The sequence below is a fragment of the Cyclobacterium roseum genome (assembly GCF_010119225.1).
Taxonomy (GTDB): Bacteria; Bacteroidota; Bacteroidia; order Cytophagales; family Cyclobacteriaceae; genus Cyclobacterium; species Cyclobacterium roseum.
Map to the genome: position 1 here is coordinate 134,794 of NZ_WNKF01000001.1, position 19,414 is coordinate 154,207.

The window sequence follows — 19,414 nt, forward strand, 5'->3', positions numbered from 1 at the left end:
GGAGAGGTAAGTTCAGGTAGCATTACCATAGTTAATTGATCCGTTCTATCCTGATTTTTAGCAGGATGGATAAATTTCATGACTGCTGATTCTTCCAAATCGGTAAACAATTGTATTTTTAAAGCCAACAGCAGACCGAAAGCGGTCTGCTGTTGGCTTTATTGGGTTAAAAAAATACGCATTTGAATAATTTGGTTGTCTCCAAACACCATTGGTTTTAGAGGTGGTTTTTCGGTTAGGGACTCTTTTTGTTATAGAACTGTAGGTTTTGAAGTCCTATTTTAGAACCCTTGGTGTAAAAATGGTACTGTGTTGGTTATTTTATTGCCAGATACTGGATTTTTGCCTATTATTGAAGGCAATTATCAGAGGTCCGGAATCAGCCGCTATTCCATAGGGGGCATCATTTTTTGGCCTCTGACTAGAAACGTTTAACCACCAACCATGAAAAAATTACAATTATCATTGCTTGCCCTGTTGTTATGGGCTTGCCAGGCTCCAGTCCATACCGAATCGAATGACCTGGAACAACGGGCAGACAGGGTGACCATCATCCGGGATGATTACGGCATTCCCCATATTTATGCTGCCACGGATGCGGATGCGGTTTTTGGAATGCTTTACGCCCAGTGTGAAGATGACTTTAGAAGGGTAGAACGGAACTATATCTGGGCAACCGGCCGCCTGGCCGAACTGGAAGGAGAGCAGGCCCTATACAGTGACCTCCGAGCCAGGTTATACATGACCGAAGTAGAGGCCAAAGCAGCTTATGAAGGAGCTCCGGAATGGCTTCAGGACCTTTGCGATGCCTTTGCCGATGGGGTCAATTATTACCTGGAAACCCACCCTGAAGTAGCGCCGCAGGTGTTGACCCGCTATGAACCCTGGTTTCCCATGTTTTTCAGTGAAGGCTCCATTGGTGGAGATATAGAGCGGATTTCCACCCAGAGAATTCAAGCTTTTTATGAAAATCAGGAGGCCCTGGCCTATTCCGAATTTGGTGATGGACTGCTACACCCTGATCCCTATGAAGAGCCTAAGGGTTCCAATGGCATCGCCATTGCGCCAGAACTGAGCGAATCAGGTAATGCCCTATTGCTGATCAATCCCCATACTTCCTTTTATTTTCGCCCGGAAATCCATGTGGCTAGTGAAGAGGGCTTGAATGCCTATGGAGCCGTTACCTGGGGACAATTTTTCGTATATCAGGGATTCAATGAAAAGACCGGTTGGATGCATACCTCTACCCGCCTGGACTTTATGGATGAGTTTCTGGAAGAGGTAAGGGAAGCCGAAAATGGCTACGAGTATGCTTATGGAGATGAATGGCGGGCAGTAGAGGAAATTCCTGTTACGCTTTCATATAGTTCCCCGGAAGGATTGCAGGAAAAAAGCTTCACCATGTACCGTACACACCACGGACCGGTTACTCATAAACTGGATGACAAATGGGTGGCCACCAAAATCAACTGGGATCCTGTTAATGCCCTGATCCAAAGCTTTACCCGTACCAAACTGGATAACTACGAGGCATTTGTAGAAATGATGGACATCCGGACCAATTCTTCCAACAATACCGTTTTTGCAGATGCTGAAGGCAATATTGCCTATTTTCACGGCAACTTTATTCCCAAAAGGGACACCTCCTTTGATTTTTCCAGGCCGGTGGATGGCAGCGATCCGGCAACCGACTGGCAGGGTTTGCATACGGTAGCAGAGAGCATTGTCATTCACAACCCCCAAACCGGATGGATCCAAAATTGCAATTCCACTCCTTTTACTGCGGCAGGCCCTTACAGTCCCAAACAGGAGGATTATCCCTATTACATGGCTCCCGATGCCGAGAATTTTCGCGGCATCCATGCGGTAGACCTGCTTTCCCAGGCAAGTGAGATTTCCCTGGACGATTTGATTGCACTCGGATACGATCCCTACCTGCCGGCCTTTGAATACCTTATTCCGGAGCTGCTGGCGGCATTTGAGACGAAAGGGGCATCCTACAGTGATTTAGCCGCTCCGATAGATGTTCTAAAAGAATGGGACTACAAGACCGGTGAAGGTTCCGTGGCCATGTCCCTGGCTCATTTTTATGGCATGTGGTTCAACAGGCAGATTGGAAATCCTTATCGGTTGATACCTTTTAACCAAAAGGAAGGGAACGAATTGGATTATGAAGCGGAGGATGTATTGGAGGCCTTTAACGCAGCGGTGGAGCAGTTGGAAGCTGATTTTGGCTCCTGGGAAATGCCCTGGGGAGAGATCAACCGCTTTCAACGACTGAGTGGGGATATAGACTTGGCCTATGATGATTCCAAAGAAAGCCTCCCCATTGGATTGGCCTCGGGTCGCTGGGGGGCCCTGGCTTCTTTTGGTGCCAGTGCCCGGGAAAACACCAAAAAGCTCTACGGCTCCTCCGGAAACAGCTTTGTGGCAGCAGTGGAATTTGGAGAAAAGGTACGGGCGAAAAGCCTGCTGGCCGGTGGACAAAACAGTGATCTGAAGTCCCCTCATTTTGACGATCAGGCGCAGATGTATGCAGATGGCAGTTTCAAGGAGGTAGCCTACTACCGGGAAGATGTAGAAAAAAGGGCTGAGGAAACCTATCATCCCGGGAAAAGGTAAAGGTGGCCTGATATACATGATAAAATTCAGGAAAATTTACAGCCGGTGTAAGTGGATTTTTGCCTTGATTTTAAGAGATTTAGGCTTCGGTATTTTCGACAAAAATTGGAGGCTATCCCAAATCTACGTTAGAGGTATGCCTTGCCTGTTCACCAATCCTTGCCGCATATGGATGTAGAAATATTATCCCGGATTCAATTTGCATTTACGATCGCATTCCATTACATCTACCCGCCCCTTAGTATTGGCCTGGGTCTGATCATGGTGATCATGGAGTCTCTTTATCTGAAAACAGGAAATAAGGAATACGAAATCCTGGCCAAATTCTGGACCAAGATTTTTGCCCTGACTTTTGGCATTGGCGTGGCGACAGGTATTGTCATGGAATTTGAGTTTGGGACCAACTGGGCCACTTATTCCCGCTATGTAGGCGATGTGTTTGGAAGCGCACTGGCAGCGGAAGGTATTTTTGCTTTTGCGCTGGAAAGCGGTTTTCTTGGGGTGCTGCTGTTTGGATGGAACCGTGTAAAGCCCTGGGTGCACTGGGTAGCTACCATGGGCGTCTTTTTGGGGTCCATGTTTTCGGCGGTATGGATCGTCATTGCCAATAGCTGGCAGCAAACTCCGGCAGGTTACCACGTGGTGGGAGAGGGGATGGAAGCCAGGGCTGAGATCACCGATTTCTGGGAAATGGTATTCAACCCCTCCAGCATGGACCGGTTGATTCATACATGGCAGGGAGCCTTTCTGGCAGGAGCTTTTCTGGTCTTAAGCGTGCATGCCTACTACCTGCGCAAAGGCCGGTTTGTGGATATCTCCAAAAAAGCCTTTCGTATTGCCTTGGTCGTAGCCACCATTTTTTCCCTGTCCCAATTGGTATCCGGACACAGTTCGGCAAACGGCGTGGCAGAGAACCAGCCCGCGAAGCTGGCGGCTTTTGAAGGGCATTTCGAAGCCGCTGCCCCCGGAGACATGTACCTATTTGGATGGGTAGACAAAGAATCGCAACAGGTGTGGGGCGTAAAGGTGCCTGGTGGACTCTCCTTCCTGCTGGATTACCGCTTCGATACACCGGTTACCGGCCTCAATGCCTTCAAGGAAGAAGATCGTCCTTCCCAGATCAACGCCGTATTTCAGTTTTACCACATCATGGTATCCATTGGGATGTTTTTGATTGCGTTGACCCTATTTGCCTGTTACAAGTGGATCAAGGGTGATTTGTTCGAAAGCAAAGGCCTGCTCTGGGTTTTTTCCTTTTCGGTTATCCTGCCGCAGGTAGCCAACCAGGTGGGTTGGTTTGCGGCAGAAATGGGCAGGCAACCCTGGGTGGTCTATGGGCTTTTACGTACCAGCGATGCCCTGAGTAAATCGGTAACGGAAAATCAGGTGCTTTTTTCCTTGATTATGTTTTTCTTTATCTACACCCTGTTGTTGCTCTTATTTTTATATTTATTGAATAAAAAGATCAAACATGGGCCCTATGAGGAAAAGGAAGACGATGACCGTCCCTTTCAACGGGAAGTCGCCCAATCATTTTCTACGCCAAAAAACTGACTCATGGAAACACTAGCCGGTATCGATTATCCCACACTTTGGTTTCTGGTAGTTGGTGGCCTGTTTTCGGGCTATGCCATCCTGGATGGATTTGATTTTGGCGCAGGGGCCTGGCACTTGTTTTTTAAACAGGAAAAAAGCCGGCGCCTGGCACTGAATGCCATTGGTCCGGTATGGGATGGCAATGAGGTCTGGCTGGTCATTGGCGGAGGAGCCCTTTTTGCCGGGTTTCCGGTGATGTATGCTACCCTGCTTTCGGGAATGTACATCCCCTTTATGTTGTTTTTGATGTTTATTATTTTTCGGGCCGTGTCCATAGAATTCCGCGGCAAAGAGGAAATGGCCTGGTGGCGGAAGATGTGGGATATTTCTTATTCCGTATCCAGTATCGTTTTGCCCTTTTTGCTTGGGGTGGTCCTGGGAAACGTTTTGCTTGGCTTGCCCATAGGGGAAAATTTTGAATACGAGGGCGGTGGTTTTTTCACCTTCCTGAACCCCTTTGCACTGATGGTAGGTATTTCTACCCTCGCGCTGATGATGAGCCATGGCGCCATCTACCTGCTATTGAAAACAGAAGGTAGGATGTACGCCAAACTAACCGTTTTACTAAAAAAGGGCATGATTTTTTTTATGGTGAGCTTTGGCATCACCTCCCTGTATACGCTGATTTACATTCCGCATCTGTCCGACACGTTTCGGGATCAACCCGTTTTATTTATCGTTCCGCTGCTGGTTTTTTTGAGTATAGCCAATGTACCCCGCTTGTCAAGCAAAAAGAAATACGGGCAGGCATTCTTTTTTTCTTCCCTGACGATTAGTTTGTTGCTGGTGTTGGTAGCGATCGAATTGTACCCCAACCTGCTGGTGTCTACCCTGGATTCTCAATATAACATCACTGTCTATAATGCCGCTGCTTCGGACAAGTCCCTGGGAATCATGCTGACCTTTGCTGCTATCGGTACCCCGCTGGTAATTGGGTACACGACCTTTGTGTACCTCACCTTCCGCGGCAAAGTGAAGATTGATGAGATGAGTTATTGACGGCCATCCTCCCTTTTTTCCGGATGATTTGAGCGCTAGGCCATTGCCTTTTAGATGGATTCCTGTATATTTCCTTTAGAACCATCAAACCCAAAAACCATGAAGATAACTTCCCACCTCCGCAAAATCAGTTTTTTCGCTCTTTTCTTCCTTTTTCTTCTCCCGGTTTTTGGTCAAAACCTGGACGTAAAAGACCAGGCCCTGCTGGATTTGGTAGCCGAGGATGCGGAAATAAAAAAATTGGCAGATGGCTTTCGGTTTACCGAGGGGCCCGTCTGGAACAAGGAGGAAGGTCATTTGCTGTTTAGCGATATTCCCGCCAATACCATCTATCAGTGGAAGCCTGGAGAGCAAGTAAGCGTTTTTAGGGAACCCAGCAACAATTCCAATGGCCTGACCTACGATGCGGAAGGGAACTTGCTGATGGCCGAACACGGTGGCAGAAAGATCGCCAGCCTAAGTCCGGAGGGACAGTACGATGCCGTGGTAACAGCATACAAAGGCACCCGGCTTAACAGTCCCAATGACCTGATTGTGCACAGCAATGGAGCCATCTACTTCACCGACCCTCCTTATGGCTTGCCGTCGGATGCCAGCGATACCTTGGGTATTTATGGAGTATATCGCTTTTACAAAGGGAAGACAACCCTGATCGACGAGGATCTGTACCGGCCCAACGGGCTGGCCCTGTCGCCGGACGAGCGCACGCTGTACGTGGCCAATTCGGACCGGCCCAAAAAATACATGAAGTACCCCGTTAGCAAAGGGGGGAAGGTAGGCAAGGGGAGCCTTTTTTTCAATGCCTCAGGTCTGTCTGGCAATGGGAATCCGGATGGCATTAAAGTGGATAAGCAGGGCAACCTCTTTGCCACCGGGCCGGGAGGGGTGGTAGTATTTGCTCCCAATGGCCGTCTGCTGGGAACCATCCGCTTTCCGGAAACCCCTTCCAATCTGGCCTTTGGAGGACCAGAGGGGAAAACGCTTTTTGTAACTGCGAGGACCGGACTGTATGCGGTGGAATTAAAAGTAGCCGGAAACGAGTAAACCATGAAAGGAGATAGAAGAAAGTTTATCAAGCGTTCTGCCCTGGGAGCAGTAGTCGGTATGACCGGTCTGGCTGCGGGCGTTTCTGGAAAAAATGCGCCGGAGCCGGACAGGCAGGAGGAGGCCCTGGACCGAATTTTGGCCGAACCGGTGTTGCGCCTGGATGAGCTGAAGGATCCGGTCTGGATTGAGACGGTAGAATTGCTGCGCAAGGGAGATAACTTTATCTGCCGCGTTCGCTCCAAAGAGGGTGCCGAAGGGCTATCCGTAAGCAATAACATGCAGATGAAGCACCTGTACCCCATTTTTGTCAACCGCATTCAGCCCTTTTTTATCGGCAAGGATGCCCGGGAATGGGAAAAGCTTTTGGAAGAGGTGTACGTGTACCAGAGCAATTACAAATTGCAAAACCTGGCCTTCTGGGTGCCCCTGGCTACGCTGGAATTTGCCATTCTGGACTTGCTGGGAAAATTGGCCCATAAAAGCATGGGGTCCTTGCTGGCAGAAACCATTTACCATCCGGAGATTGCCGTGTACCAGGCCAATAATTACCGGGGAAAATCGGCGGAGGAATCCATAGACCTGATTGAAAAGCATGTCCGGGAAACCGATGCCCGGGCCCTGAAATTCAAGGTGGGTGGCCGGATGAGTCACAATGCCGATTATCCCCCCGGAAGGACCGAAGCGCTGATCCCTCTGGTGAGGGAACGTTTTGGTCCGGAGATGGTGATTTATGCCGATTCCAATGGTTCCTATACCCCTGAGGAGGCCATAAGGGTAGGGAGGATCATGGAAGAATACCAATATGATTTTTACGAGGAACCCGTTCCGTTTGACTGGTATGAAGAAACCCTGGAAGTCACCAAAGCAGTTAATATTCCGGTGGCCGGTGGGGAACAGGAACCCAGCCTGCATGGTTTCCGCTGGCTGGTCAAAGAGGATGCCCTGGACATTGTGCAGCCCGATATTTTCTATTTTGGGGGCATGGTGCGGTCCATGAAGGTGGCCAAAATGGCGGCCCTGAAAGGAAAGCCCTGCACGCCCCATATTTCCGGTTCGGGTCTGGGTTACCTGTATATGATGCATTTTGTGTCGGCCGTTTCCAATGCCGGACCGTTTCATGAATTCAAGGGGTTTAACAATGAAATCCCCCTGGACAGTCCAACTTCCAGCCTTTCCAGTAAAGGCGGCAAAGTGACCGTGCCTACCGGACCGGGGCTGGGCGTGACGCTGGATCCAAGGTTTGTGGCGGAGCATCGGGTGGTGGAGGGGTAAATCGGTAGGTCTGCAGGGAAACAAGTAGTGCTAGGTTTCCTTTTTAGTAGCTGCTGGTTAAAAAATGAAACCTAACCCTTACAAAAATGAACAAATACCTATTGAATGGCAAATTGACCGCAAAGCCCGGGCATCAGGAAGCCCTGGCATCGATTTTACTGGAAGCATCCCAATTGGTGGCTACCGCTAAAGGGTGTAGGCTATATGTAATCGGAAAGGACAAAGCCGATAGCCATTCCGTACACATTACCGAAATCTGGGACAGCAAAGAGGACCACGACCAATCCCTGAAAGTAGAAGGGGTGCGGGAACTCATCGGGAAGGCCATGCCCCTACTGGATGGGCCGCCAGCCAAAGGGCAGGAGCTGGAGCTTATTGGTGGAGTGGGGATTTAAGATGGCGGTCGGAAGCGGTAGATAGCTACCGGAGCGGTGGGTCTCTGGTTATTTGAATGAGCAGTACAAGTCTCTATATTGTCTTTTTCAAAAAATAGATACCCTTATGTTAATGCTAATGCCAAAAAAATTGAAAAGCGTAGATCCGAAACCTGAAAGAATTGTTATATTGGGTAAAGAAGATCAGTATATGGTAACAATAATAAAAAAAGGGACTCCCAAAGAGGAGATAAAGAGACGGGTTGATGAAGTTATTTCAAAATCTCCCAAGAGAGATATCACGAAATATGCAGGAAAGTTAAAAACCGGCATAGACCCATTAGCCTATCAAAGACAGATGAGAGATGAGTGGGAATAGACTTTGTGTTGATACCAATATTCTACTCTATTTTTTAAAAGGAGATCAGGAAGTAGTCGAAATTATTTCGGACAAGGATCCAGTGATTTCATTCATCACAGAGCTTGAACTTCTTTCATTTCCCAAAATATCCCCGGATTCGGAAGATACCATCAAAGGATTATTAAAGAATTGTATGATTATTGATATCAGATCAGAAGTCAAAGACCTGACAATTGAGATCCGTAGGAAATCAAAATTAAAGATTCCGGATGCTATTGTCGCAGCGACAGCATTTTATTCAAAATTACCATTATTAACGGCAGACAAGCAATTCAGGACAGTCGATGACTTGAATTTAATCATGTACGAAATCAATTAGCACAGGGATTTCGATGGTTTGTTGCATGGCGGCGACGGTTTCAAACCAGTTATTAAAAGCCATAGCGGGAAGTAAAATCAAGATAGAATAGAGTGGAAAACGGGGGTAAGATTCTCCAACTATATATATCTTCAGATTTTCCCGGTGTTCCGGGAAGGAAGGTTTTTTTCAACAGGATTTTTTGAAATCAAAAAGTGCATGGATGAAGAAAAATAAATACTGATTCCACAATAGCTAAGCATTCTGACGGCTGAAACAGCCTAGTCTGAATGCAGTGTTGAACCCTTGACAGGCTCAGGGTAAACTTCAATGAAACATTGATACAATGACTCTGTAAACCTGAAAATCGGATATAGACAACTAGAAATAAGATCTCCAAAAGATATTATAACGCATGGATAAGACTAAAACAAATAAAGAAGCATTCAAAACGGTGCCATTTTTCCGAGAGATTAAGGAACGAATAGCCAAAGAAACCTATGACATGACGTTTCAGGAATTGAAAGAATATCTGAAACACCGAAAATTGCGGACAAAGTAAAAAAGCCGACCAGGGATACTGGTTTTTCTCCTACTTCTAAGTCGGACTTACCGGTCTGACTGTGGATAGTGACAATGTGTCTTGTCATGGAGGTACTGGCCAGCTTTCCGTAGGGCCTTCAGGTAAAATGGTTAGCGTAAACCTCCAAGATTTCCCGGACTGGAACGATAATTTTGAAGCCGTATAATAAAGGCCAAAGGATCGTTTATGGATCTCTCCATTCCATTTCTAATCAGTTTGGTTGACCGGAATTATTCTTTTCGCTTGGGTTAGGTGATTGTCATCCTCTGGGCTACTTCACGACTACTCTCACCCGATCCAGATTAGGAATACGGGTGAAGGGCGTTTTCGTATCTCCATTTCGTTGAGAGACGGCTCTAAGTGTAATAAAATAGGTGCCCGGTTCCGAAAAGAAATGGGTTCGGGTAAGGGTCACTTTGTGCTGATTCGAATCCCTAAGGTTTTCCTTCGCCAAAAAATCACCCGATCCATCCATATCCCAGGTTACATCCACCAGGCTTCCCTGATTTTCGGGTACTTCTATCTGAGCGGACAAGGTGACGTTTTCACCTACGGATACCGCTGCCCGCTGGCTTCCATCTACGTTGAGGTGGATTACGGGTTGAATACCCTTTCTTTCATTGGCTTCATCAGGAACGATTACCTGGCCATCGGTAATTTTATAGTTGGTAGCCGCGGTGGGTGCGATTCCCTTTTCGACCCAATTGCTTAGGTCCAGCAGGGCCTGCTGCAATACTCCCAGGTAGCTGACAATATGGGTAGGATCACCGGGCACCGCAACGTCACCGTGATTGGCATGATCGGTAAACCACAATCTAAAATTATCTTCAAAGGCATCCCCCAGGGATTCTTTTACCTGGTTTCGATACCAGTCCGATTGCCAGGGATACGCCTCCGTATCCCACAGCGAACCCAGTAAAATCATTTTTCCCCTAAAATCCCCATTGGGTAGGGAACCCACCGTGGATTTTGTAAATAGAGGTCCGATCAGTGTAGGACGCTGGGGATAGACGGGGTTTCCGTTTGCATCCCTGAATTGATCCCATACCGCATACTCCGGGCCAGGTACCTGATGACGATGATAGGTTTGGGCGGCCAGGTAATCGCTGTTGTCGACCTGTACCTCGTTACCTATCTGGAGGGAAGCAGCAATTTTAGGGTCTATTGCATCTACTACTACCAGGTCATTGTCAATGGATTTGAGTGCCAAAGCTTTCCCTTTTGTTTCACCCGATAGGATTTTGAGTTCCCCTCCTAAAAATTTCACCTCTGGCAGCCTCGAATCCAATTGAAAGGCGACCGGGATGGTATCCGTCTTTCGGTCCAGATTTTGCCAGGCGGCATCGGCCGTTCCACGGGCCCTGCCGGGGCCATTTGCTATAGTCAATCCCAACTCATACGCTTCCCTTTTGGTGATAATTTTTTTGATCCGGGCTTTCTGTTGCAGGCGATCCTTCTCAATCGTTTCGTATTTGTCCTTTCCCAGGTAACCGGGTACCGTCCAGAAATCAGTGAAATAAGCCATATCGGCCATTTTCATTCCTTTAAATATAGCCGGAAAAGCATGTATCCCCATTTTTTCATAGTTGAACCATGCCTGTTTGGGAAAGCCCATCTTCGTAACTTCCATAAGGGCCGCTTTCTCCAACGGGTTTAGCCCGGCGTACATATCGCCACCCCCTGCTTCAACGGCATCCGCAATCTGTGGTAACTTATCCTGTAATACCCGCATCGCATGCATGCGTACCGTAAATACGTTGGGGATGGCCATGGGCGAACCGGCCACGTACGGCACGGCTCCGTCCCAGGTATCGGTGTTTTCAAAACCACCTATGGTCCGATAGGCTCCGCCACTACCACCAAATGCATAACCGAACGGCCTCTGATCGGCAGGGTAAATTTGCCTGGCCACTGTTCTGGAGAACGCTGCACTGGCGGCATTGGCTTTAAATGGATTATAAAGGGGATCGGCACCGAATCCGGGGTTTCCGCCACCATTGGTCTCTATAAAGTAAGCACCATTTTGAATAGAAAAACTGATTTTGTCTTCTTCTCCTGTAGCACCCTGAGACAGGTTTTCGTTGTCGGGTATTGGGGTAATGTACTGAAAGAAGCGACCCTCATAGTTTTCCTCTTGCGGAAAGTAAAAAGAAAACCGGGTGTCAGTACCTTCAAATCCACCATGCACATATCGATGCCTTAGTGGGGTATCCCGCCACTCGTCAATGTCTACATAGGGTTGCGCGAATAGGGAATCGGTAGCCGTAAATTTCCATTCGGTAGTTAACAAACTGGTCTGCGCAAATCCTGATTCGCCACATGCGACAAGGATGGCACTCAACAGGACGAATTCTATTTTTCTCATGGTGCTTTTTGGGTTTCCCTTTTTAATGATTTTTCGAAAGGTGGCCCTTCATTTTCCTGGCCATGACGCGCATGGCCCAATCCGGGTTGACTCGGTACATATAATCCATTATGCCATTTCCACCTCCGGTAACCAACCATAATTTATCGGCGATCTTCATGTCTTAAATATTGCTGAAGGTCAAAAACAGGATGCTATGAGATGGCATCACCAATTCTCCTGGCTGCACCTTTTTACCCTGGATTTCAGGTAAGGTATTATCGGATTTGAGTTGAAGTACTTCCCCATTCAGTTTGACCTCTTTGGAAAGAATGTCATCCGCCGTGAGCAGGTACTGCACGGCATCCGTTGGGATGTGAAAGGAGGTCTCGGTATCTCTTGGATTTACCAACAACACGGCATAGCCATTGGAAGCATTTTTCAAATTGTGCACAAATAGGTCGGGTCCATCCATAGGAGCTTTAGCATCGTATACCTGATTTCCCATGAATTTACTCCACAGCAAGGCGGCCCAATAATTAGGTCGTGGGTTGTGGGTGTCCTGTTCAAGCAAGGCGTACTCACTGGCCGCCAGTGTATTGTGCATGACCACTTGTACGCCTTTTCTGGCCAGTCTCCCCAGCTGTTTCAGGTAGCGGAAGCTATCTACATAGGTAGCTGCCCAGGGATTTCCCCCGCAGGCCGCTTCAGCGGTTTCAGTCAACCATAGGGGAGCATTGGGTAAATACCGGTCTCTGGCTTCTTCATAGTAAGCAAATCCTTCTTCAGTCTTTGAAAGCCATTCCTCGCTCAATGCATTTTCCGGGGTAAGTTGCCCCATGCATCGTTGGGAGACGCCTCCGTAGTAATGGTAGCTAAAAATCTCAAATTCCGGTGCCGGACTGGCCGTAAGAATTTTGTCGGTGGTTAGGGTAGAATCGATTCCCGGGATGATTCCCCCTTCACCGGTCGATCCGGGCCCCATGATCTTCATCTCCGGAGCAGCCTGGGATACGAATGCTTCGAAAGCCGCAAAATCTTCTGCGTATTGCGCCGCGTCATACCCTTCGGGTGCGCCGCCATGGCTGGCATGGGAGGGTTCATTGAACATCTCCGCAGCATGGATTGCTCCACCTATGGAATGGGTGTAGTCCAAAAGCGGTGCTGCCTGTGCAGCCGTCCAGTCCCCGTTGGCATCCCGTATGCCTTCACTGTTGGCAAACGAGGTAACCAATCTGGCGTCCATGGCCTTGCAAAAATCGATAACGCCTTTCCATTCAGCCCTGGTCAATACATTTTCATACCCTTCGGGCGCCTGGCTCATTTTCGGCTCGTCGTTGTCCTGAAAATACGTGGTATTGGCCCAAGTGCCGCTTACCCGAATGTACATGGGGCCTAATGCCTTTGAAAGGGTACGTAGTTTTTCGTCATATAGGTTGATTGACGGGATGCTTTGCTTGAGACCGGCAAAACCAAGGGCCTGAACCTTGGCCGTATCAATTTCACTGTAGGGAACCCAGAAATCGCCACCGACCACTTCGCACATCTCTACATTGACAGATTGGTAGCGTTCATCCACTTCAGCAATCCGTTCCATTTCGGAAAAGTCAAAAAGGGCAGAAGTTTCCACTGTCTCTTTTTCGCTGGCACAGGAAAGGTTCAGCCCGGCCAGCAGTATTGCCAGGTATTTTGGTATCGATTTCATAAAAACGCATTTGACTAGGAACCAAAAGTATTAAAATTTTTTATTGTATAAAAAAATATACAATATATTTTATATTTTTTTACTAATATTGCTATCAATCACGGGAGCACGCTTGGTTTACTCGAAGTAGCTTACATCTATTAGATAATTGGCACCATTTACTGGTATTCGTATGGACGTATTGAGCGATAAAAACTATATGCCACAGGTAGCGATCGATTGCGTAATCTTCGGTTATGAGAATCGCCAATTGAAGGTTTTGCTTTCCAAACTGGCTTTCAAGGGCAACTTTTATGCGCTTCACAGCGGCTTTATTAAGCAGGAAGAGGATCTTGATGAGGCTGCCAAGCGAATTTTGGAAGACCGAACCGGCTTTCAAGATATTTACCTGCAGCAGTTCAAGGTTTTTGGCAAGGCTGACAACAAACGGAAGCAGTTTTTGGATTCCCTGATAAAATCGAATTATTCCGAAGACCAAAAATTTATCACGAAAACGAAAAATGCCAATGCGTATGCCTGGTTTACAAAACGTTTTATTTCCATTGGTTACTATGCCCTGGTGGATATGAAACGAGCTACTCCCAAACTGACTCAGTTCGACGTTTCGATAGACTGGTATCCCATTCAGGAAGTACCCGAAATGATCATGCACTACGACGAGGTGTTTCAAGAAGCATTAGCGGCACTCCGGGCAGACATCGATCATAAGTTCAATGCCTTCAATCTACTTCCAGAGAAGTTTACGATGAAGGAAGTGCAACAAATTTATGAGACGATATTTGAAAAGGAATTTACCCGCAGCAACTTTCAAAAGAAAATTTTGGATATGGATGTACTAGAGCGTTTGGAAAAAAAGTTAACCGGAGCGAAAAACAAAGCGCCCTATCTTTATAGACTGAAATAACGGAACCGTCATTTTTGGCAGGAGAATCCCTTCCTTTCTTACCCCCAAATAGAATAAAATGAGATAACTAAATTGGTATGAGATGAGAAGAAGAGAGACAATAGTGGCGAAGGTAGGATAATTTTGGATTTCTGAACAGGACTGCTGAGGTTTTTACAATCTCGGTGGTCTTTCGTTTAATTCTTCAAAAACTTTTACCCAGGCTGATCCCCACATTGAATGGGAAAAAACGGATGGGTTTTTCAGCAAATTCGGAACCTTCAAAATTAAGCATAGGGGTGTAATCAGCCCTGAAAAAAAATCCACCCTCTGGTTTTTGATACCTGTAACCGATTGTCATTGTTATAGATTTATCCCAAAAAACTACCGATGACGTATTTTTACCACCCCCGGGCCCCCTCCTGAAAACAGGAGGGGGCCCGGGGGGAGGTGATTTGATGCCATTCTTTATTTTTTTTAACATTTTGATTTTTAAATTAGGTCGAACTCACGTTACTTCCCGAAAAATAGAAGCCGATTATCCTTGATTTCCTATCCGAAATCCTTATTTTGGTTATTGAAAACCGAGAGTCGGGTGGCGCATGGTTTGTGTGCAAGCAACCATCCTTTTGAGATAGGGATATTAGCCACCACTTTCTGATCAAACACCGGCAACGAAAACACCGGCAATACTATTACGAATGATAACCGGGAGATTGCTGATTAATGGACTATTCAAAGCATCGGATAGGGGATTTATTGACAGATTCCCGCAACGAAAAATAATTTACATTTTAATCCTGTAAGAGCATGGAAGAAGACGTTCAAGATTCGATGTGGCCTTTGCCAAAATTTTACTTTTCCGTTAGATTTGATTCGATGGAAGATGCAGTGGTGTTTCAGGAGGTGACTGGCCTGGACGTGAAAACGGATACAATCGGTTATCGACATAATCAATTTTCTTCAATCAAAATGCCGGGGATTGCCAAAGGGAGCACGGTAACACTAAGAAAAGGGATTTTTCAGTCCGATACCCATTTCTATGCCTGGTACAATGCCATTAGTATAAATACGATTAAACGAGAAACGGTAACCATTCAATTGTTAGATGAGAACGGTCACCCATCGATGACCTGGAATTTACTGAATGCCTGGCCCATAAAAATCACAGGTACTGATTTGAAATCCGAGGGCAATGAAATTGCGGTCGAGTCCATGGAGTTGGCGCACGAAGGATTAACGATTGTGAATGGATGAAAGGTGGTTTTTGGACTATTAAAGATAGATAGGAATAGATAATAAATAATCAAAAAGTAGCGTCCCCTCCAATAGCCGTTAAAATGCTCGTTTGGAAAACGAAAACGCCATCATTGCTGTGCGGTGATGGCGTTGCAACCAATCCTTATGGCTACAGATCGGTCCCAGGACACTTCCTTCCGGATGTTAGTAGGTGGATCATCGGAATCGAACCCCCAAATGCGTTCTTGGTTTACAAGGAACCAGTACCCTCTTAATCAATTGCCTACTGCTTTAGCTTTAGGAAATGAGATTTTTTCCCTATCAAAGGCTTTAGCCAAATCAGTGCTCCCAATTGCATTCAAGTCCAAGCTAATCAAAAAAAGGCCTCCCATCACCCGATGGAAGGCCTTTTCGAATGGGATTTATCTGAGTTTAGGACAGCAATTTACTCTTAAAGACCATCAGCTTTTCCCGGGTCATGTCCTGCATGGAGTGGGGGATGCCGCCCAGCCCTTCTCCGGAGGCATCCCGTCCGCCAAAGGGCATCCAGTCTACCCGAAATGCCGTATGATCGTTGACCATGACGGCGGTGGCGTTAAGCTTTTGTACAGTGTCCAGGGCCAGGTCGATGTCTTTGGTAAAGACGGCCGCCTGAAAATGGTATTCCAGGCTGTTGGCCAATTCTATGGCCTTATCCCGATCTGAATAGGAATACACGCAGACTACCGGGCCGAAAATCTCCTCTTTGGAAACGCGGACATCGTGGGGCGGATTAAACAACACCGTAGGAGCAAAACAGGTGTCGCTGATTCGCTTGCCGCCACAAAGCAATTCGGCGCCACCATCCACGGCCTCTTTCACCCATTCCTCTACGCGGTCCACTTCTCCGGTGCGGATCAGCGGACCTACTTCCGTAGCTTCATCCAGGGGATCGCCCACTTTCAATTTTTCGGCCGCCTCGGCCAGGTCCTGGGCCAGTTTTCTGGCTATTTTTTCATGGACAAATACTTTTTGTACGGATACGCAGACCTGTCCGGCATGGTAAAATCCACCCTTTACAAGTAACGGTAACATCTCTTCCATGACGGCATCTTGCGCTACGATCACCGGAGCAGCACCGCCGTGTTCCAGGGCACATCGGGTGCCGGGAGCTAGTTTGGACTTCAGGTACCATCCGATTTTACCCGAACCAATAAAGGAGAGGAAATTGACCCTTTTGTCTGTGGCCAGCTTTTCGGTCAATTCATTGGTGCAGAGCACCATCTGAACCCAGCCTTCCGGTACACCAGCCTCCTTTAGGATTTCTACCAGTGCCTGACAGGATAGGGGAGTGGTGCTGGCAGGTTTAATGATCACAGGGCAGCCCGCCGCAAAGGCGGTTACGGTCTGGTGCACGATTAGATTTAGCGGGTGGTTAAAAGCGGAAATCGAGGCCACGACACCGATTGGTTCCCGGATGGTAAAAGCAAGGCGGTTGACCGAGGATTCGGTAATGCCCATCGGCACCTGTTCGCCTTTAAGCTGTGAAATCTCTTCGGTGGCAATCTTTACCCCATTAATAGCCCGGAGTACTTCCACCTTGGAGTCTTTATAGGGTTTCCCGCCCTCCTGAGCGGCCGTTTTGGTTAGTTCTTCTACCTTTCCCTCCATAAGTTGACGGGCTTTTTCCAGAATGGCTATTCGCTTATAGGCAGGTATCCAGGCAGACTGGTTTTGAAACAGCGCATAAGCGGTTTGGAGGGTTTTTTCCACGGCAGCCTCATCCATCATGGGCAACTCTTTGATTAGTTGTTGATCAAAGGGGGAATGTACTTTTAGTTTATGTGTAGTACTCATAATTTCGCTGTTTTTTCTTTTAACATTACGTTTAAAATGGGATGGTTCAGGGAGTAATCGACCTGCAAATCGATCACGTGGACTCCCGGGCTGTTCAGGGTTTTATCCAGAACTTCCTGAAGTTCCTGATCGCTTCCCGGCCGGTAGCCATGGGCACCATAGCTTTGAGCATACTGAATGAAGTCCGGATTTTTAAAATCCAGGCCAAAGTCTTTGAAACCCATGTCTTCCTGTTTCCATTTGATCATCCCATAGGATTGATCATTAAGAATAATGACTAGCAGATTGAGGCCCAGCCGAACGGCGGTCTCCAGTTCCTGGGAGTTCATCATAAAACCTCCGTCTCCACATACGGCCACGACTTTCTTGTCAGGATAAAGCAGGTTGACGGTCATGGCTGAAGGTAGTCCAGCACCCATGGAGGCCAGGGCATTGTCTAACAACAGGGTTTTGGGCTGGTAACAAGTATAGTTACGGGCAAACCAAATTTTGTACACGCCATTATCCAGGGTGATGACATCCGTATCTCCCAGCTTTTTACGCAGTAGGTTTACCAGGCGCTGGGGCAGGGTAGGAAAGCGCTCGTCTTCAAAATATTTGCTCAAATGGCCAGCCACTTCTGCTTTTACCTTTTGATAAAAGGAAAAGTCCCAGTTGCTGGTTTTAGTGATTTTCTCTGTGAGTTTTTCCACCGCCGTGGTGATATCTCCCACCACGTTGAGTTGGGGGAAATAAACGGGGTCCAGTTCGGCAGGGGCAAAGTTCACATGGATCACCTTTTTACCCCCATGTTTCATGAAGAATGGGGGTTTTTCGATTACATCGTGCCCCACATTGATAATTAGGTCGGACTCATCCAGGGCGGCATGTAGAAAATCATTGCTGGACAATGCAGCGGTTCCCAGGTATTGGGGATGGCGCTCGTCGATGACCCCCTTGCCCATTTGGGTGGTAAAAAAATAAATTCCTGTCTCGTCTACAAAATCTGCCAAGGCATCGCAGGTTACTTTACGGTTGGCTCCTGCTCCGATCAGCAATAAGGGCATTTTAGCTTGCTTGATCATGGTAACGGCCGCATCTATGGCCGCATCATCCGGTTTCGGCATGATGTGCCCGACCACCTCAAATACGGTATCTTCCGTCTCCTCCTGGGCGATATCTTCCGGCAATTCCAGGTGTACGGCACCGGGTCTTTCTTCGGTAGCCAGACGGAACGCCTCTCGTATATTCGAAGCGATGACACTGCCATTTACAATCTGCTTGGTGTACTTGGTAATGGGACGCATCATGTCCACCACGTCTATGATCTGGAAACGGGCCTGCTTGCTTTTTTTGATGGGCTTCTGACCGGTGATCATCATCATGGGCATGGCTCCGAGCTGCGCATAGGCTGCCGGAGTTACGAGATTAGTCGCTCCGGGACCCAGGGTGGCCAGGCAAACGCCCGGTTTGCCGGTCAATCTTCCGTAAGTAGCGGCCATAAAACCGGCTCCCTGCTCGTGCCGGGTAAGGATCAGGCGTATGGAAGACTTGCTCAGGGATTCTAGCAGGTCCAGGTTTTCCTCCCCGGGAACGCCAAAAATATACTCTACCCCTTCTTTTTCCAGGGCTTTGACAAATAAATCGGATGCTTTCATAAATAAAAATTGAAGTAGTAGCGTTTTTTTAATGTAGAGCAAATTTGATACTAATCTACCCTTTATGAATTTAAATTACCAATTTTTTAAGTCCTGGGGTCAAAACCCGAGTGAGAAATATTCACTTCGTTAGGATAATTGTAACCTATTGAAATTTAGCGCACTATATTGGATAAACCGACTTTTTCATTATGGAAAATACACAATTAGTGATTTAAAATTATCCATACTAAAATTTATGTAATTCAAAATTAAAAAACTGTTTTGTTCATTTTTAAAGTAAAAAATATTGTTAAATACTATAATTACTAATTTTTATCTATTACCTTTATTTCATCAAACAGGAATAAGATTAAAAGAAATTTTTGAGTTTGGATCATCGGATTTTTGGAGATGAGTAGGTAGCTTGAATAATAGGCAAGGAATTGCCTTTTGAGTTGGTTATTGGTTAGTTGGTTATTTTTTAATGTAGGGTTTGTCCGGGGCTTCATGAACAATGGGGCTCCGGCATTTTTTTTGTAACAAAGCCCATCTTCAAAAAACATAGTGAATCGCGTT

At 47.0% G+C, this 19,414-nt stretch carries 16 protein-coding genes; 11 read left to right on the plus strand and 5 right to left on the minus strand.

The features are described 5' to 3' along the window. Positions 1–444 precede the first annotated feature (444 nt). The 9 genes from GJQ68_RS00475 to GJQ68_RS00515 all read left to right on the plus strand — a co-directional run bounded on the left by GJQ68_RS00475 (position 445) and on the right by GJQ68_RS00515 (position 9,191). Positions 445–2,622 (plus strand): penicillin acylase family protein, encoded by a 2,178-nt coding sequence (locus GJQ68_RS00475; RefSeq protein ID WP_162415353.1) that lies wholly within the window; start codon positions 445–447, stop codon positions 2,620–2,622. 168 nt (positions 2,623–2,790) lie between these two features. Beyond that, positions 2,791–4,176 (plus strand): cytochrome ubiquinol oxidase subunit I, encoded by a 1,386-nt coding sequence (locus GJQ68_RS00480; protein ID WP_162415354.1) that lies wholly within the window; start codon positions 2,791–2,793, stop codon positions 4,174–4,176. Positions 4,177–4,179: 3 nt separating this feature from the next. Further along, entirely contained in the window at positions 4,180–5,217 is a 1,038-nt protein-coding gene (cydB, locus tag GJQ68_RS00485) for a cytochrome d ubiquinol oxidase subunit II (protein WP_162415355.1), read from the plus strand. Between the two features lie 99 nt (positions 5,218–5,316). Then, positions 5,317–6,261: an SMP-30/gluconolactonase/LRE family protein gene (locus GJQ68_RS00490; protein WP_162415356.1), complete on the plus strand. Its 945-nt coding sequence runs from the start codon at positions 5,317–5,319 to the stop codon at positions 6,259–6,261. 3 nt (positions 6,262–6,264) lie between these two features. Next, positions 6,265–7,536 (plus strand): mandelate racemase/muconate lactonizing enzyme family protein, encoded by a 1,272-nt coding sequence (locus tag GJQ68_RS00495; protein ID WP_162415357.1) that lies wholly within the window; start codon positions 6,265–6,267, stop codon positions 7,534–7,536. Between the two features lie 86 nt (positions 7,537–7,622). After that, the gene (locus GJQ68_RS00500) at positions 7,623–7,931 is read left to right on the plus strand and encodes a putative quinol monooxygenase (RefSeq protein ID WP_162415358.1); all 309 of its coding nucleotides are present in this window, start codon (positions 7,623–7,625) and stop codon (positions 7,929–7,931) included. Between the two features lie 106 nt (positions 7,932–8,037). Further along, on the plus strand, positions 8,038–8,289 hold the full coding sequence (locus GJQ68_RS00505; protein ID WP_235940978.1) for a hypothetical protein: 252 nt from the start codon (positions 8,038–8,040) through the stop codon (positions 8,287–8,289). After that, positions 8,276–8,650 (plus strand): type II toxin-antitoxin system VapC family toxin, encoded by a 375-nt coding sequence (locus GJQ68_RS00510; RefSeq protein WP_162415360.1) that lies wholly within the window; start codon positions 8,276–8,278, stop codon positions 8,648–8,650. Before GJQ68_RS00505 ends, GJQ68_RS00510 begins: the two co-directional genes overlap by 14 nt. Positions 8,651–9,044: 394 nt before the next feature. Next, positions 9,045–9,191 carry a hypothetical protein gene (locus GJQ68_RS00515; protein ID WP_162415361.1) on the plus strand — a complete coding sequence of 49 codons (147 nt, stop codon included), beginning with the start codon at positions 9,045–9,047 and terminating at the stop codon, positions 9,189–9,191. Positions 9,192–9,483: 292 nt separating this feature from the next. Here the strand turns inward: GJQ68_RS00515 and GJQ68_RS00520 are convergent, their stop codons facing one another. The 3 genes from GJQ68_RS00520 to GJQ68_RS00530 are packed head-to-tail and all read right to left on the minus strand — an operon-like array spanning position 9,484 to position 13,261. Next, positions 9,484–11,577, minus strand: a complete 2,094-nt coding sequence (locus tag GJQ68_RS00520; protein WP_162415362.1) for a PKD domain-containing protein — start codon at positions 11,575–11,577, stop codon at positions 9,484–9,486. A gap of 22 nt (positions 11,578–11,599) precedes the next feature. Further along, positions 11,600–11,737, minus strand: a complete 138-nt coding sequence (locus GJQ68_RS00525; RefSeq protein WP_162415363.1) for a hypothetical protein — start codon at positions 11,735–11,737, stop codon at positions 11,600–11,602. Positions 11,738–11,740: 3 nt separating this feature from the next. Then, complete coding sequence (locus GJQ68_RS00530) at positions 11,741–13,261, minus strand: glycosyl hydrolase family 79 N-terminal domain-containing protein (RefSeq protein WP_162415364.1); 1,521 nt, start codon at positions 13,259–13,261, stop codon at positions 11,741–11,743. Positions 13,262–13,433: 172 nt separating this feature from the next. Between GJQ68_RS00530 and GJQ68_RS00535 the strand changes: the two genes are divergently transcribed. Both GJQ68_RS00535 and GJQ68_RS00540 read left to right on the plus strand, forming a co-directional pair. Next, positions 13,434–14,165, plus strand: a complete 732-nt coding sequence (locus GJQ68_RS00535; protein ID WP_162415365.1) for an NUDIX hydrolase — start codon at positions 13,434–13,436, stop codon at positions 14,163–14,165. A gap of 789 nt (positions 14,166–14,954) precedes the next feature. After that, the gene (locus GJQ68_RS00540) at positions 14,955–15,401 is read left to right on the plus strand and encodes a phage tail protein (RefSeq protein WP_162415366.1); all 447 of its coding nucleotides are present in this window, start codon (positions 14,955–14,957) and stop codon (positions 15,399–15,401) included. A 414-nt stretch (positions 15,402–15,815) separates the two neighbouring features. Here the strand turns inward: GJQ68_RS00540 and GJQ68_RS00545 are convergent, their stop codons facing one another. Continuing rightward, positions 15,816–17,219 carry an aldehyde dehydrogenase family protein gene (locus GJQ68_RS00545; RefSeq protein WP_162415367.1) on the minus strand — a complete coding sequence of 468 codons (1,404 nt, stop codon included), beginning with the start codon at positions 17,217–17,219 and terminating at the stop codon, positions 15,816–15,818. Beyond that, positions 17,216–18,856 carry an acetolactate synthase large subunit gene (locus tag GJQ68_RS00550; RefSeq protein WP_162415368.1) on the minus strand — a complete coding sequence of 547 codons (1,641 nt, stop codon included), beginning with the start codon at positions 18,854–18,856 and terminating at the stop codon, positions 17,216–17,218. The genes GJQ68_RS00545 and GJQ68_RS00550 overlap by 4 nt, the downstream gene beginning before the upstream one ends. Positions 18,857–19,414 lie beyond the last annotated feature (558 nt).

What these genes read in the sequence shown, in the direction of transcription:
- GJQ68_RS00475 (WP_162415353.1), top strand. Translation starts at nt 445, where the DNA reads ATGAAAAAATTACAATTATCATTGCTTGCCCTGTTGTTATGGGCTTGC.
- GJQ68_RS00480 (WP_162415354.1), top strand. Translation starts at nt 2,791, where the DNA reads ATGGATGTAGAAATATTATCCCGGATTCAATTTGCATTTACGATCGCA.
- cydB (WP_162415355.1), top strand. Translation starts at nt 4,180, where the DNA reads ATGGAAACACTAGCCGGTATCGATTATCCCACACTTTGGTTTCTGGTA.
- GJQ68_RS00490 (WP_162415356.1), top strand. Translation starts at nt 5,317, where the DNA reads ATGAAGATAACTTCCCACCTCCGCAAAATCAGTTTTTTCGCTCTTTTC.
- GJQ68_RS00495 (WP_162415357.1), top strand. Translation starts at nt 6,265, where the DNA reads ATGAAAGGAGATAGAAGAAAGTTTATCAAGCGTTCTGCCCTGGGAGCA.
- GJQ68_RS00500 (WP_162415358.1), top strand. Translation starts at nt 7,623, where the DNA reads ATGAACAAATACCTATTGAATGGCAAATTGACCGCAAAGCCCGGGCAT.
- GJQ68_RS00505 (WP_235940978.1), top strand. Translation starts at nt 8,038, where the DNA reads ATGTTAATGCTAATGCCAAAAAAATTGAAAAGCGTAGATCCGAAACCT.
- GJQ68_RS00510 (WP_162415360.1), top strand. Translation starts at nt 8,276, where the DNA reads ATGAGTGGGAATAGACTTTGTGTTGATACCAATATTCTACTCTATTTT.
- GJQ68_RS00515 (WP_162415361.1), top strand. Translation starts at nt 9,045, where the DNA reads ATGGATAAGACTAAAACAAATAAAGAAGCATTCAAAACGGTGCCATTT.
- GJQ68_RS00520 (WP_162415362.1), bottom strand. Translation starts at nt 11,577, where the DNA reads ATGAGAAAAATAGAATTCGTCCTGTTGAGTGCCATCCTTGTCGCATGT.
- GJQ68_RS00525 (WP_162415363.1), bottom strand. Translation starts at nt 11,737, where the DNA reads ATGAAGATCGCCGATAAATTATGGTTGGTTACCGGAGGTGGAAATGGC.
- GJQ68_RS00530 (WP_162415364.1), bottom strand. Translation starts at nt 13,261, where the DNA reads ATGAAATCGATACCAAAATACCTGGCAATACTGCTGGCCGGGCTGAAC.
- GJQ68_RS00535 (WP_162415365.1), top strand. Translation starts at nt 13,434, where the DNA reads ATGGACGTATTGAGCGATAAAAACTATATGCCACAGGTAGCGATCGAT.
- GJQ68_RS00540 (WP_162415366.1), top strand. Translation starts at nt 14,955, where the DNA reads ATGGAAGAAGACGTTCAAGATTCGATGTGGCCTTTGCCAAAATTTTAC.
- GJQ68_RS00545 (WP_162415367.1), bottom strand. Translation starts at nt 17,219, where the DNA reads ATGAGTACTACACATAAACTAAAAGTACATTCCCCCTTTGATCAACAA.
- GJQ68_RS00550 (WP_162415368.1), bottom strand. Translation starts at nt 18,856, where the DNA reads ATGAAAGCATCCGATTTATTTGTCAAAGCCCTGGAAAAAGAAGGGGTA.